This is a genomic window from Nostoc sp. UHCC 0251 (genome assembly GCF_034932245.1).
Taxonomy (GTDB): Bacteria; Cyanobacteriota; Cyanobacteriia; order Cyanobacteriales; family Nostocaceae; genus Nostoc.
In genome coordinates this window covers 18,750-33,245 of record NZ_JAYGHD010000322.1, presented here as the reverse complement: position 1 = coordinate 33,245, position 14,496 = coordinate 18,750, and the positions used below count along the sequence as shown (strand labels likewise).

Below are 14,496 nucleotides of genomic sequence, written 5' to 3'. Positions count from 1 at the left end.
ATATGCGTTACCCAGAACCCTTGTAGAGACGTAGCAGTGCTACGTCTCTACATTCATTTTCGGAGATGTCTAAATAACCACAAATAAACATAGATTCTCATAGAAGCGCACAGATGTACGCCTCTAAGCAAGCTTATATTTAATTCAAATGAGAATCGCTACATGGAAGATGAGTGGTTTGTACCTCTTCTAAGGATGATGGAGATTTAGAAGAACTAGCGCTACTTTCTGGTGTTGAAAGTTCATCATTTACAACTCCATCCCATGAATAATTGCAGATTTTAGTGCGAAGTAATGTACCAAATGTCAGGTTAATTACTACAGCGAAAGAATCGATAAAAATTAGATTCAAAAAGCGATCAATCATTAGACCCTCTTGAGCTAAATTGAGCATCAAGTGATAGTTGCTTTCTTACTACACATGCCACAATGTCTTTTCCAGAAATGTGTCCGGCTAAATACTGATCGTTTAGACCGCAATTCTTGCTGGAGTAGGGGAAAGAGGTTTTTGCGATTTGTGTAAAGATTAATCTAAAAATAATTTGGAAGAATTTATTTTTTTAGAAGTCTGTTAAGGGATTGACGGCTGTTGCAAATTAAGCTCTTGGAATGGTTCAGAAGACTCTTGCAATTGCAAGCTACCAGCAGATTTACCGTTGATTTGTAGAGTGTATTTACCCTGTGGCAAGCCTTCTAAATAATAGACTCCAGCACCGTTGGTGACAGAAAAACGCCGAGTTCCCTGATCTGGTTGTATAGCTTCTACCCGTGCGCCTGCGATCGCTTTACCTTGAGTATCCGTGACTACCCCCGATCGCGTGTAAGAACGAATCAGCGGAATCATCACAGAGGTGTAACTACCAGCAATCACATCAACAGCTAAGGATTCAGCCGCAGCCTGCCAATCAGGAGGTAAACCTGCTGGATCGAGGTCGAGGCGATAAACGCCAGGAGACATCCTCACTAAAGTGCGCTCGCCCTGGATTTGTGGTAAAAATGACTTAAGCGGTTTATTGTTCAGAGTCAACAATAAATCAGCGTTATCTGTATAAACTTCTTCGCCTTTATCCTGTTTGCCGTTATTGTTTCGGTCAAAAAATGGCTTAATTAGCAGTCCGCCTTGTGTACGGAAGTAACTAGAACGGCGATCGCCTGGACTAATACCCCCTTGTAAATTCAGGCTAGAAGCTAAATCTATGCTGAAAGTTGCTTCATCGGAACTTGGCGATACACCTTGATAACGCGCCCGTAGTAGCAAACCGGGTAAAACTGTTGTGGATAATGTGGCTAGTAGTCCACTACCCTGAGAACCAATGCCATAACCTAACTGTGCTTCCCACCGATAGCTGCCATCAATCGCCTGTTGTTGTGAACGATAGCGCCAACTCACACTTAGCAAGCTGTCGCTACGATTTTGATTCTGTGTTTCATAATTTAACAGCAGCGCACTGCCAGTATTAGAAAAGCTGTTTTTTGACAAGTTGTAAGTCAGTTCCGACAAACTACCAATTTCGTTACCGCGTTGCGTTAATTCTAGTCTCCCAAGACGTTGCAGCAAATTCCAGCGCAGGCGGCTTTTAGTATCTAGGCTGACACGGGCAAAGGTAAAGGCATCTTTGCCACTCAAGTTAAATTGCATTCCGCCAGATGTTGCATCAGCCGTGTCAGTACTGGCGAATAAGGTGAATTGAGGCAAAACTCGCCAATCTAGATTAAAACGGCTAGACAAGCGATCGCTAGTAAATGCGGCGCTCAAGTTGGATGATGGATTGTAGCGAATATCTGTGTTCACATCCCACTTATTACCCGTCAGTGCTGAAACTGCTACCTGCAAAGGTAACTTTCCAGGACGCCAAAATAATTCTCCTAAGGCTCTAGGCGATTCGTCGTACACTCCACCTAAGCCTACTGTCAGATTTTCCGATAAACCCCAACGCCCAGCAATTCCCCCCCGAAAGTCAGAAAAGTTGCCCAACAGACTTTGATTTCCCACAAAATTCCGTCGTAACCCACCAGAAACGATTAATCCTGAAGCACCTGCTGGTAATTGTCCTAGTACTGTCGAAAAAGTAGCCTCTTGAATTTCTGGTTGGGCGGTGAGTCGTCCTTGGGGATACAGCAAGACGCGATAATTGTTGCCCAAAAATTGATTTTGGCTTTTAATATTTTCAAAGCGGTAAATGCCAGAAGAATCAACTAAAATTTCGGCAATTACGCGATCGCCAAAACCTTGTACTAACCGCGCTAATGTCCCAGGTTCAGTCTTACCAGAAATTGTGCGTCCAATAGCATCTGCTTGTAAACGTTGGCGAGGATCAGAAGAACCACCACCAAAGGGTTGAGGTGGTACAAACCCCTGTCGTTGAATGGATGTAAAACCCCAATAGTCTCCTGTTCCTTGAGTCTGCCAAAAAGTTGGCTGGGAACCAACAAAATAATCGGCTGAATTAGTTTGTCGCAGAAACTGCGCTTCGGCAATATTCCAAGTTTGCGAATTTTGTAAATTTGGTTGATCGGTGCGGATGAACCACGAACCACCAAAAGCACTACCAACCGCAAGGAAATCACCTCTATAACTTGTTGATCTGGTAGCACTCCCGCTAGCATTTACCTTTTGTTCAATTGCGGCGACACTAAAACTTTTAGGTGAAATGTGTGGTAATCCTTCTAGTTGAATCGGAGTTTCTGTTTCTGCTAGTTTGCCAGTAGATTGATCTAGGACTGGAACATCCAAAACAATGGCGTATTCATTGATATCAAATTTTGCCGTTACGCCAAATAGAGTTTGTAAATCTTGAATTGTAAAGACTAATCCTAATTCTGGATCAGTGTGAAGTTTTTTTGGATCAATGCGAGTCACAACACCAGGCGATCGCACTTCTAATTGACCATCAGGTAAAGTGGTAATATTTAATTTCAACCCTTGAATTACAGCATCATAGGGTAACAGCCAATTTGTAAAATCAATTGCTTGGGAACCATCTTCTTGACCACGCACTAAAACGCTAGGATTGACATTGCGGTTCCCTATATTTAATCCTACGGGAAAAACTTTAAATTCGGATTCCTTAGCTAATTGGTTACTTGTGGGTGTTTGTAGGTTGGAAATCGTAGGCGTATCTGCCTTAGCTGGGGCGATCATAATTTGACAAATAAGAGCGATCGCAGCTAGCAGAAATTTGCTTTTATTGACTAACCGAAGTTGCACAAATTTTGCATTTATCAGTAGATCTATCTATAAAAATAGAGACATTGGAATCCAACGTCTCTACAAACATATAATTCCCACGCACCAAGCAAAATTATCTATATTAAGGCTGTATTTTACAGCAAGGCTAATTCTCCCAAATCAGGCTACAGATACCTAATTGAATTTGAATTTATTAATTACGAATTACGAATTACTAATTACGAATTGTTACACAATCTATTTCTTCTCTGATGCAGCCGTTTGTGTAGGAATAGTAATATTTAGATTGAAAGGCAACTTACTTTTTTTACTGTCTTCGCCCCAGAACAACTCACCACTTAGCTGATATTGACCGGGTTTGAGGGCTGGTTGGTCTTTGCTGGGATAATTTAATAAGAAATTGCGATCGCTATTTGCCACCACAGCATTAGCATCTACCTGCCCAGTTTTGACAACAGTTTGCCCTTGGCGTAAAGTCCAATTTACACTAGGGAGAACAGTTGCTTGACCGCTATTTTGAACTAAGAGTTGAATTTGTTTTTGCTCTGGATTAAAACTGGCACTATCAATTGCTAGTTTGGGAGAAAGGTTGCCTTTTCTCACATATAATGTCACGCCAATTCTTGCTACCAAAGTAACGTTATTACCAGCGGCATCTTTTGATTCAGTGAGAGTTTCATTAAACACTACCGCTCGATATTCTCCGTCAGGTAAATTAGGAGCCAAGCGGCTAATAAGGCGCACCCGCCGAACTTCTCCAGGTTTGATAGTCAACTCACGCGGTGAGAATTGCAGATATTTTGTCAGGTCACTGGGACTAGAAGATAAGGTTTGAAACCCTGCATCGCGGCTATATGTGAAAGGTTGAGCATATATCCGAATCCGAGAAGGGGTCTTACTGGTATTGGAAATCGTGATCATTCCTTGGGCTTGTCCGCGTTCCGCCTTGGCTTCAATAACCAGAGGAGAAACGCTCATTTGTGCTTTAGCAGCAACAGGAAAAAAAATTAGGGCGAATAAGCCAGCACTAACAGCAGCTAGAGAGCGCCAATTATTATTGAGCATATTTATAACTATCGTAGAATTGTAAATTTAATTCCTGATTTATAGTTCCCAAAAGCAGGGTTATTTATCTATGGGTCATGAGAAAAATATCTTGCCGCTTGAAGATTTAGTCTCTAGCGACAAGATATTCAACAACTATTCTTCTCAATCAATCTGAAGGGAAACTAGAAAAATTTTAGACTATGGCACGATAGTCAACGTTGTTACATAGCTGTAGTTTCCAGGAACAAGGGGACTGCCTTTATCTACTATCATGTTTATATCCAAAGGCAAACCGCCACCAGGAGGCAGCGGCAGAGAACCACCACTTTGAGAACTCGTACTGCCAAAAGGTGAATTGATCTCCCCGACAGAGAACATAGGTGTAAACCCAGGACCTCCGGTCTGCTGTGGTTGAGATATACTCACTCTGGCACCTTGGTTACAGCTAACAAGAACCTTACCAAATACCCCTCCAGGAAACATTGCCGCTAGTGCAGTTGGGTTAGTCTGTTGGTTGAGTCCCAATTTACCAGGGGTAATTTGATCGAAGTTGCAGACACCAGCGACATTTCCCGTAAAGGGAACATCAGCAGTTTGTGCCATTGTTTTGGGTGCAAGAGCAGCAGAACCAACAATTATCAAAGCAGCGGCTAACAAAGAACGACGAATCATTTTTAAATCCTTCTAAAATAAATAAGGGTTGGAGAAAACAGTTATGGTGCGATCGTTAAGGTAACAACGTAGGTATAAATTCCCGGCGTAAATGCTACAGGTCGCTCTACCAACAAACCCACCTCAAAATTGGTGTTACCTGCGGGCAAAGTTGCGCTTCCACCACCAACATCACTGCGAACATTGGTCGCACCAAACTTTAAAAACCCAATGTGCGTTGTCCCTGATGGATCGGCGCTAGGGCCAGATACAAGCCTGGGGGGAGAAACAGAGACGGTGGCAGATGTGCTGCTTTGTACAGCAATAGTGGCAGGAGTTTGTGATTCAAACTTTGTCGGAATTCCGCCAGACTGGCTAGAAATAGTTGGTTCAGCAGCCCCAGGGGCAGGAGAGCTAAAGGTAGCTTCAGCTGGAACTGTTCCACTGAACGGAACATCTACACTTTGAGCTAGCACAGCTTGATCTAGAGCGAATGCCTGCACGCTTAATGCACTTGCCAGCACTAGGCTAGAGGTTAACGCTAGACGGTAAAGCATAAAGGAGTTAACTAATTACTCAGCGTTGTCTTGTTTCAGTGCCTTTTTTTAGATTAACTATGAAATGCTACGCTATCGACCGTGAAAAAACGTAATTTTTATCTCTGAGAGTAAATTGCGTAAAAAAACTTAGTACCAGTTCCGGTTTATCAAAATTAAATTTTTTGCATCCGTTGATTGGTGGGATGTCTGCGGCGGGCTACGCCTATACAAAAAAACTTTTCAGACATCCTCTCAATCTTTATTAACCAAATTTTTGAGATTATTAGGTTTAGCATAAATCGCCAGCTATTTCTGAAGCGCCTGCTGAAAAGTTTTGATGGCATCAACATGATTTACCATATTAATGCAGCCTAACAACAAATCTAGATCGATCCCTTTGACTTCTTCACTACTGGAAACTTTTTCATAGTGAAATGTGTTGCCCTCTTGACGCAGGTGATAAACTTCTAACACTCCATCTTCCCAAAACCACACTTCGGGAATCTTGAGCCGTTTGTATGCTTCCAGTTTGTTGATACCGCCACTAGTAAACACCACCTCTATCGCCAAATCAGGACGCACTCGGCCAGGGGCAAGTTTATAAGATTTATCCGCTTCTCGCTTTACCCCAACCGATTCACTTTCTAAGGTCATTGAACCGGTTGGGGTAAAGTCAAACCCTGCCATGAGCAGGTAAAGTTCTAATAATGCACCGAGTCTTTCCTTAACGGTTTCGTGCGGTTCTCCAGGCATTCTTCGGATCTCCAAAACACCATCCAGAAAAGACAGCCGATATCCTGGACGGTCTAATAATTGCTCAACTGCTTTAAATTCTCTCCAAGTTAATCCCTCAAATAAAAGGGGTGATTCTTTTAGGGGTGTAGCAATGGCTGCTGTAGTCATAAAAGTCTCCAGTCTGTTTCTAAATAAGAAATAATCAGTTTTGGAGGTCAGTTTGTTAATTCTAACGTGTTTCTAGAATATTAAAATTTGCTTTTTATTTTCTAAGCGTTAAATTCACAAAAAAAGCCGTGTTTAGTCTTGGATTACTTGAGAAACATCAACGAAACCGTTATGAATACTAACAATATTTGATACTTCAGAATACATGCTTCCTACTTTACCTGGTTGATGGGTAAATAAATCATGGCAACCAACAATTATCAGCAGTTCTTGAGCGCGGGAAAATGCAACGTTAACCCGTTCTGGTTTCTTGGCAAATCCTACATCTCCTTTGCTATTGTTGCGAACCATACTCACAATCACAACAGGTCTTTCCATGCCTTGAAATCTGTCTACTGTACCAGTACGAATTTCTAATGAAGGGAAAAGTTCAGATTGTAGACGTTCATCAATTTTTCTTAATTGAGCGCCATAAAAGGTAATTACAGCGATTTCTTTTTTTGGCTCACCATTAGCAACTTTAGAAGCCCAAGTAGTCTCGAATTGGTGACACAGACGCTCAATCGCATCAATTTCTGGATTATTAAAGTAAGAAGTTCCATTTCGTTGCTCTAAAAAACTCTTTTCTATCGGCGTTTTTACCCAAATAAGATGCTGAGATTTTTGGAGAATTTCGCCTGCTAAATGATGTGCGCGTTTTGTGTCTGGCTCCAAAATACCAGATTCTAGTTTACCGTCATAGAACTGATTGATTGCTCCCATAATGAATGGGTGCATTCGATACTGTGTAGTTAACATTTGTTTGATGCTTTCATCAGCAGATTCAAACTGACTTTTAAACAGTGATTCTTCTAAAAATTGTAGTTCATCTCTTGTATTACCCATTGTTTGAGCAACTTCTTCTATAGTGCTAGTATCAAGCATGGGTGGTAATTGCCGATGATCGCCTACCATGACTAACTTTTTGCCTTTTAAGGCAGGGATTAGTAACTCTGGTGGAGTACACTTACTAACCTCATCAATGATGACGACATCGAAAGATTTGAATTCTTCCGAAAAACCTCTATTTGCAGCTTGAACACAGGTGATACCGACGACGTTGGCATTATCTAAATATGTGCGCCTTAAATCGTCGCGATCGCGTTCATTTGGCTGTCTTAATTTTTCTATCCAATCTTGGACAAAATTCTGATATTTATTGAGATAAGCTTCGTCTTTTTGTAGTTGCTGTTGCCAAGATTCAAAGCTAATATTTATGCTGCGTAATAAATCTATATTAAACAAGTCATTAGCAAATTTTTCTGGTTTAAATTTATCCGGTATTGTTTGCCATTGTGTCAACCACCAGCTTCTTTCTTCTATTAAACCTCCTGATGGCTGTGGTTGTAATTTTTGTTCTATTTCGCGTAGGCTAATTTGTAATTTTTGAAGCTGCTGTAGAGAATTATCAGTTTCTTGTTGTAGCTTTGATAAATGCTCATAGAGAGAATTTTTAATCATCTCCAACACAGCAAAGGGTTCTAATAATGAAATTAAGTTTTCAAGTTGACTAATGGAAGTGTCCCAAGAATGCACTTGATTTGAAAATTCTTGCGGCTGCTCCCAAATCTTTGATTGTGTTGCGAGATAGTGTTCAGTTAGAATGCGTAATTGAGTAGGAATATTTTGTTGATTAAGTTCTTGCAAGATATTAATAACTCGTTCAAGTTGCAAATTAGCATCCTGCTGTGCTTTTTCGGCTTCAGCTTGAGTAACGGATATTTGCTGTTGGCTAACTTCATTTTTTTGAAGTTCATTTAATTGGCGTTCGAGATGCTGAAGCTGTTGATCGGTTTCTGTTTTTACTTTTAAAACGCATTGACGTGCATTTGCAAGGATTGTATCTAGCAATTCTTGTGTAATCTGCGTGAGAGTAGAGTCTATGTTATTCCATTCCCACGATTTGCCATAAGTCCGTTGCATTCTAATTAAGAAAATTTGGGTATTTTCAACTAGTAACTTTCGCTGTTTGGGGTTGAGTAGCTGATAATTGTTAAACTGTTGATAGGTTTCTTGCCATTGGGTGCGATCGCTCTTTGATAGCACCATTGGAATCTGGCTAAAATTTTGTTGTAAAAAATAACTAAAGTTATGCTGTTTACCCTGCCGATCAGTAAAATTACCGTCTATTTCATAAGCGATCGCCTTTGTCAATAACTCCCATTCTGGTAGGTTAATTTTGTAAGTTTTTGGTACTATTGGTAATTTTAATGTATTAGCAAACATCAACAAACCTAACGGCAAGTCTACTAAATTCTCTGTTAGTGGTAAACCTGATTGATGACATTCTTTTAAAGTTTGATAGAGAAGAGAAGGTGCTGTAGATTTCCATTCCTTAACTGCTGAGATAATATAATCTATTTCGCGTTTGCGGTTTTCCCATATCTGCATTGTTTGCTGTATGTTTTGCAGTTTGGCAAGATATTTCTGATAATCTGGTTGTAGCTGATTTAATGAGGCGAAATTTTGTTGGACAATCTGTACTGATGCTGCAACTTCTGATATAGCTTTACTTGCCTCTTGAGCAGAACTCAAAGCTGTTTTAAATCCAGAAATTTCTCTTGCTACAGTTACACGCAACCAAACAGCTAAACCAAAAGCACCAAGCGCCGGACGCACAAAGCCAAGTTCATCAGTATATTTTATGGTTTGACGAACATTTGCTAAAAATTCTTCTACTAAATTGTTACCTTCTGTGTATGGCTTAAGAAGCGGCAAAAAATCTGTAACTTCTGGAGCTTCCCAGTTTATATTTGGTGCAGTATTAAGTATATTTTCCAGTCCTGCAATTAGGGATTCAACTTCGTTCTGTTTCTCTACGGTTTCATTGTAAGATTTTTCTTGACTTTTAAAATTTGCCTCTATCTTTAACTTATTCTTATTGAATTTAGTTTGTTGTTGATTGAATTCTTCCTCTGCTTGGAAGTAGGCTGTAAATCTTTGTGATGATGCAAGTAATTGACTGAAAATTTGGATATTTTCCAGCCGTTGAGTAAGATTGTTTTCGCAGTCATTCGCTGTATTTTCCAGCCATCTGCCAATTACTTGGTCTTCTAAAAATGGCTGTCCTTCTTCCCCAACTTTTTCGGCTCTCCCCTTGCGTACAGCCCGAATTACAGGGTTATGAACTAATCGACTCAGGGCGTTATCTACTGCTAAATTGGCTTGAGATGCGATTAGAGTCCGTCCACCGCGAAGGGCTATTTGATAGCAAATCTCGGCAATTACGGTAGTTTTCCCAGTACCTGGTGGCCCTTGGATAAGAACAAGATCCTTAGCGGCAAGTACCTTTTCTACTGCTGCTTTCTGACCAGGATTAGCAGAAGATAATAATAAATCCTGTGGTTGAAGTTCAACAGTTGTTTTGATTTGTCTAGCCTGAGAAGCATCGAATAAAAAGTTTCCTAAATATGGATTTTGGGTGTAACCATTATTCAAATCATCTAAAGCTTTTTTCTTGCGCTGAATCTGCTGAATATCACCAACTGCTTCAAAACACAAAAATCCGGTATCTGGCAACTTATAACGCTCTGTTGCCATGAATTCAGCTAAGTCACGTTCTAATCTGAGGCTGATAATACAACGGTTGGGGTCAACTTCTTCAACAGTCCCTAATTGACGGCCGCTAATCCAATTTTTGCCGACGGGAGCAGTTTCAAAAAGCTTTAAATCTTCATTTTTTGTGCGTCTTGCTCGTTCCCAAAAGTTTTCTAATTCGAGGGAATTTTGATAAAAGCCGTCAAGGGTGGCTGAGGCTACATCAATTTCAAAACTGATTCGTCTTTTGAAGTTATAGTTATGACTTACATAACGCACGCAAAATTGACGCGCTTTCGCAATTTTTTCCTCAATTTGCAAAAACGCTTTCCAAGCCTTAAGCTGATCTTCTGTGGGCACATTTTCGCCACAAACTGGCGCGGCGGCGATGCGTTTCAATGTTGCAGGCGGAATGTCGAGATGATGCTGATGATTAGGTAGCAAACGCAAGCGACAGGGTATAGCATAGCTATCGGCGTGTCCCCATGAGGGTTGTAACAACTGAGCCGAAAGTATTTTTATTCCGTCGCGTCCATCTTTTGGTACAGCCGCTCTAAACCCTAATGTTTTTCTGAGCTTCTCAAGTCTTGTGGGTAATGGAAAATCATCGGAGTCTGTTGCTATTGTCAAATCCCAAATTTCTTCTCTTGCTTCTTTGCCCGCACCTTTGCGACGTACATAAAATAGGGAGGGCTTTTTACCGACACATTCATACATTAGCTCATTGGCGCGATCGCGCCGCTCCCTAAATTCGGAATATGATTTCAAGGCAGCCTCACCTTCAAGATGGCGGATAAAGCTATCAATTGCTGAAGCTATAAACGTATAGCCCCAATCTTCAGAGGTTGTTTTAGTTTTCGAGGATTTTGCTGTTAATTTATTTACCGCTAAACGAATGCGTTCTACTTCAGATTCTGAGATTGTACTGGTATGGCTTTTGACTACAATTTTGAGTTTTTCACAAATGACTAATAGCTTCTTGCTATCTAAATTTAATTCTTTTGCGAGTTCGTAGACTCTGAGTTTGCCGTTGTTCATCCAGTAGTGCCTTTGCTGACAAAAAAGGGTTTAAAACTCTACGATTTGGGATAGTATTGCCCACTAAATGACTATAGTTTGTACTGATGGTAAACTTCACTGGCGGCGCGATGCAGCAGGGAATGACGCCATACTAAAGATTTCATATCATCAGCATAACCTCCGCCAATAACGCAAGCGACAGGATAACCGCTACTCATACAGGTACTCAATACCTGCATTTCCCGGCGAAAAATGCCAGCATCGGTAAGGGCTAATTTACCCAAGCGATCGCCTATATGAGGATCAACACCAGCATCATAAAATACTAAGTCTGGCTTGACTTTAGATAGTAAATCTGCTAAATAATTCGCTAAAGTTTGTAAATATGCATCATCTTCCATTCCCACTGGCAACGGAACATCCAAATCGCTGTTTTGTTTAGTACCGGGGAAATTGACTTCGCAGTGCATGGAGAAAGTAAAAACGCTGTCGTCGCCTTGGAAAATAAAAGCTGTGCCGTCTCCTTGATGGACATCTAAATCTACAATTAGGATTTTTTGGACGAGTCCGAATTTTTGTAAAACGCGACAGGCGATCGCTAAATCGTTGAAAATACAAAAACCAGACCCATAACTAGGAAAAGCATGATGAGTTCCACCAGCCGTATTACAAGCTAAACCCTGACTTAGTGCCAGTTTCGCAGTGAGTATCGTACCACCTACCGCTACACAGGTACGATTCGCTAATGCTGGACTCCAAGGCAAACCAATGCGACGCTGTGCTTTGGGGTCTAGGGTTCCTTCACAGTAAGCTTGAACGTAACTTGGGGTATGGACTAACTCTATCAATTCTGGCGGTGGACGTTCGGGGGTGTGAAATTGTTCTTGATTTGCTACACCATCAGCTAACAGCAATTCGTAGAGTTGTCGGAACTTAGGCATCGGGAAACGATGTCCTTCAGGCAGGGGAGCAACGTAATCTGGGTGGTAGATAATTGGCAAGTCCATAAGGAAAGAAAATATCAAGCAGCTAATCCGACAACAAGGTAAAATTTAGCCATAAACACAGCAAAAATGCTGTTCTCGTAAATCTAAAACTCCAAATTTAAAATTGATATGATGGAATGGATTGCACCGATAGCGTTTATTCTAGCTGGCTTACTAGCTGGGATAATTGGTGAAAAAGTTATCTTCAAAAAACTAGAAACATTCGTTAATAATAAACGAATTGCTGGGGGTAATATTATATTTCGCTCTCTGCACCGCATGACTTTTTTTTGGTTTGTCATTGGCGGTTTTTTTTGGGCAATTCTCAGCGCACCCCTGAAACCAGATATTGCGATCGTACTACAAAAAATTCTGACGATCGCATTGCTGTATTCGGTAACGATAGTCTTAGCAAGATTGGCTGCTGGGTTTGTTAATTTATTGATTCGCAGAACAGAAGGTGTTCCCACATCACTAATTTCTAACCTTGCTAAGATTACTGTTTTAGTGTTAGGAACATTAATCATATTACAAACGGTGGGTGTTCAAATTACGCCAATAGTCACGACTTTAGGTATTGGTGGTCTAGCAGTTGGTTTGGCACTTCAAGACACACTTGCAAATTTGTTTTCTGGCTTTTACTTGATTATCTCTAAACAAGTTAGAACCGGAGACTATGTAAAATTAGATGCTGGACAAGAAGGATATGTCATAGACATTTCTTGGCGGAATACGACAATCAAAGAAATTTCAAATAATGTAGTCATTGTTCCCAACTCGAAATTGTCTTCGGCTATTTTCACCAATTATCATTTACCTGCAAAAGAAATTACTTTAACAATGGATGTGGGCGTAAGTTATGATAGTGATTTGGAACAAGTTGAAAAAGTGACTGTAGAAGTAGCTAAAGAAGTTATGCAAGAAATTGCACCAGAATTAAAAGGAATTGAACCATATATCAGATTTCATACCTTTAATGATTTTAGTATAGATTTTACGCTTTATATGCGCGTAAATGAATACTTCGATCAGCGTATTGGTAAACATTTATTTGTGAAAAAATTACACAAACGCTATCAGCAAGCAGGAATTCAAATTCCTTTTCCGATTAGAGAAGTGTATAATATGCAAAATAATTCGGCTATGGAATAAAATTAGCCCTGGCGACTAGAAGTTGCAGCTACACAGACGGAAACCCGCCTGCGCGGGTTGAAAACCTCGATTTATAATCGCTAGGGCTAGGTTTAAATTAAATTGCTAATGCTCGTTTTTCTAATGGTAGTTCAAAGCGATCGCCTGGTTTCGGCTCAAGCACCTGCGTCACCAGATTGTTTTTCTTTAGTAACGAACGAAATTCTTCAGCACTTCCTTTAGTTTGAATGAGTTTCATCAGCAATCCCTCAAACGCTACATCCCCACCAGCCGCAGTCGGTAATATTACTTGAGGCTGTAAAGACTTTATTACTTCCAAGGCACTATTGTTTCCTTTAATAATCGGCCCAAGCAAAGGCAACGTCATGTCAATAAACGGTGTAATCACTACATCGATGGGTGCAGCTGGCTGAAGTTGTGGAGAATGATCCCCATGAGGCTCATAGTATACAGTTAAACCACTCTCCAATTCTTTGAGGACATAACTATTTTCCACCAGAGTGGGGCCAATGGATGAACCGGGGAAAGCCTTGATTTCAACTTGATTATTTAAAGTGAAAGTTTCACCATGAGGCAACACTGTAACTTGGGTGTAACCTAATTTCTGTACCACCTTGGCAGCATTGGGAGAAGCTACAACTTTGATGTTGTGGTCGAGTACCTGAAGTGTTGGTGGGTGAGCGTGGTCTTCTAAACCCTGAGATAAAAGGATTAGATCGATATTATCTGGGATTGGGCGATTTTGCGATCGCGACCCTTTAAATAGCCAATCCAAATTGCTGAAAATTAACGAACCAACCAGCCAAGGGTCAATTAGTATTCGTTTCCCGCCGATTTCCAGCAGCCAAGAGTTGCTGTCTAACCAAGTTAAAAACATAAATTTTGTGAAGATAACGCCTACCTTCATTATCAATGGTGTCACCTTTCTTAGTAAGCACTAAGGCCAACACCTACATTCGTCCGGTCAAGTCTACCACGGAGTTTTTTTATGTCTGATCTTGGTTTTACTCACATTGCACTTGCAGTCAGTGATGTTGATGCAAGTATCTCATTTTATGCAAAGTATGCTCAGATGACAGTCGTGCATCATCGCATTGATCAAGCAACTCAATCAGATGTTGCTTGGATTAGTGACCTGACTAGACCTTTTGTGATTGTCCTAATTAAAGTACCTAAAGTAGAAGGCGCACTCTTACCACAATCCCATCTTGGGGTAGCTTATCAGAATCGTGGGGAAATCGATCGCCTGTGCAATGAGGCACACGCTGAGGGAATACTGTTGGATGGGCCAAATGACTGGGGCTATCCGGTTGGTTACTGGGCTTATCTTCGAGACCCAGATGGTCATACACTGGAAATTTCCTATGGTCAGGAAATTAGTTTTACAGTTGAGCAAGCTAGAGACGCGATTAATCGCGTCTCTTAAAAAAAT

The 14,496-nt window shown here is 40.8% G+C and carries 11 protein-coding genes; 2 read left to right on the top strand and 9 right to left on the bottom strand.

Translation table 11 applies throughout. The features are described from left to right. Nucleotides 1-139: 139 nt before the first annotated feature. From VB740_RS26460 to VB740_RS26425, 8 genes are all read right to left on the bottom strand, one after another. Nucleotides 140-394, bottom strand: coding sequence for a hypothetical protein (locus tag VB740_RS26460; RefSeq protein ID WP_323202833.1), 255 nt, complete (start codon nucleotides 392-394; stop codon nucleotides 140-142). Between the two features lie 177 nt (nucleotides 395-571). After that, complete coding sequence (locus VB740_RS26455) at nucleotides 572-3,142, bottom strand: carboxypeptidase-like regulatory domain-containing protein (RefSeq protein ID WP_416290676.1); 2,571 nt, start codon at nucleotides 3,140-3,142, stop codon at nucleotides 572-574. 285 nt (nucleotides 3,143-3,427) lie between these two features. Next, complete coding sequence (locus VB740_RS26450) at nucleotides 3,428-4,255, bottom strand: P pilus assembly protein, chaperone PapD (protein ID WP_323202831.1); 828 nt, start codon at nucleotides 4,253-4,255, stop codon at nucleotides 3,428-3,430. Nucleotides 4,256-4,435: 180 nt separating this feature from the next. After that, a complete protein-coding gene (locus VB740_RS26445; protein ID WP_323202830.1) occupies nucleotides 4,436-4,909 on the bottom strand; it encodes a hypothetical protein in 474 nt (157 codons plus the stop codon). Nucleotides 4,910-4,950: 41 nt separating this feature from the next. Then, nucleotides 4,951-5,445: a hypothetical protein gene (locus VB740_RS26440; RefSeq protein WP_323202829.1), complete on the bottom strand. Its 495-nt coding sequence runs from the start codon at nucleotides 5,443-5,445 to the stop codon at nucleotides 4,951-4,953. Between the two features lie 288 nt (nucleotides 5,446-5,733). Further along, nucleotides 5,734-6,330 (bottom strand): Uma2 family endonuclease, encoded by a 597-nt coding sequence (locus VB740_RS26435; protein WP_323202828.1) that lies wholly within the window; start codon nucleotides 6,328-6,330, stop codon nucleotides 5,734-5,736. A 132-nt stretch (nucleotides 6,331-6,462) separates the two neighbouring features. Continuing rightward, entirely contained in the window at nucleotides 6,463-10,944 is a 4,482-nt protein-coding gene (locus VB740_RS26430; RefSeq protein WP_323202827.1) for a translation initiation factor IF-2 N-terminal domain-containing protein, read from the bottom strand. A gap of 71 nt (nucleotides 10,945-11,015) precedes the next feature. Beyond that, the gene (locus VB740_RS26425) at nucleotides 11,016-11,933 is read right to left on the bottom strand and encodes a histone deacetylase (RefSeq protein ID WP_323202826.1); all 918 of its coding nucleotides are present in this window, start codon (nucleotides 11,931-11,933) and stop codon (nucleotides 11,016-11,018) included. A 108-nt stretch (nucleotides 11,934-12,041) separates the two neighbouring features. On the opposite strand from VB740_RS26425, the gene VB740_RS26420 reads away from it, so the two are divergent. Next, nucleotides 12,042-13,064 (top strand): mechanosensitive ion channel family protein, encoded by a 1,023-nt coding sequence (locus VB740_RS26420; protein WP_323202825.1) that lies wholly within the window; start codon nucleotides 12,042-12,044, stop codon nucleotides 13,062-13,064. Nucleotides 13,065-13,161: 97 nt separating this feature from the next. Here VB740_RS26420 and VB740_RS26415 read toward each other — a convergent pair whose 3' ends face one another. Next, nucleotides 13,162-13,941, bottom strand: coding sequence for an MBL fold metallo-hydrolase (locus tag VB740_RS26415; protein ID WP_323202824.1), 780 nt, complete (start codon nucleotides 13,939-13,941; stop codon nucleotides 13,162-13,164). A gap of 111 nt (nucleotides 13,942-14,052) precedes the next feature. On the opposite strand from VB740_RS26415, the gene VB740_RS26410 reads away from it, so the two are divergent. After that, nucleotides 14,053-14,490 (top strand): VOC family protein, encoded by a 438-nt coding sequence (locus VB740_RS26410; protein WP_323202823.1) that lies wholly within the window; start codon nucleotides 14,053-14,055, stop codon nucleotides 14,488-14,490. Nucleotides 14,491-14,496: the final 6 nt, after the last annotated feature.

Excerpts from the sequence above, each read along its gene's own strand:
- VB740_RS26415 (WP_323202824.1), bottom strand. The coding sequence starts at position 13,941 with ATGTTTTTAACTTGGTTAGACAGCAACTCTTGGCTGCTGGAAATCGGC.
- VB740_RS26450 (WP_323202831.1), bottom strand. The coding sequence starts at position 4,255 with ATGCTCAATAATAATTGGCGCTCTCTAGCTGCTGTTAGTGCTGGCTTA.
- VB740_RS26445 (WP_323202830.1), bottom strand. The coding sequence starts at position 4,909 with ATGATTCGTCGTTCTTTGTTAGCCGCTGCTTTGATAATTGTTGGTTCT.
- VB740_RS26430 (WP_323202827.1), bottom strand. The coding sequence starts at position 10,944 with ATGAACAACGGCAAACTCAGAGTCTACGAACTCGCAAAAGAATTAAAT.
- VB740_RS26410 (WP_323202823.1), top strand. The coding sequence starts at position 14,053 with ATGTCTGATCTTGGTTTTACTCACATTGCACTTGCAGTCAGTGATGTT.
- VB740_RS26455 (WP_416290676.1), bottom strand. The coding sequence starts at position 3,142 with ATGATCGCCCCAGCTAAGGCAGATACGCCTACGATTTCCAACCTACAA.
- VB740_RS26460 (WP_323202833.1), bottom strand. The coding sequence starts at position 394 with ATGCTCAATTTAGCTCAAGAGGGTCTAATGATTGATCGCTTTTTGAAT.
- VB740_RS26435 (WP_323202828.1), bottom strand. The coding sequence starts at position 6,330 with ATGACTACAGCAGCCATTGCTACACCCCTAAAAGAATCACCCCTTTTA.
- VB740_RS26420 (WP_323202825.1), top strand. The coding sequence starts at position 12,042 with ATGATGGAATGGATTGCACCGATAGCGTTTATTCTAGCTGGCTTACTA.
- VB740_RS26440 (WP_323202829.1), bottom strand. The coding sequence starts at position 5,445 with ATGCTTTACCGTCTAGCGTTAACCTCTAGCCTAGTGCTGGCAAGTGCA.
- VB740_RS26425 (WP_323202826.1), bottom strand. The coding sequence starts at position 11,933 with ATGGACTTGCCAATTATCTACCACCCAGATTACGTTGCTCCCCTGCCT.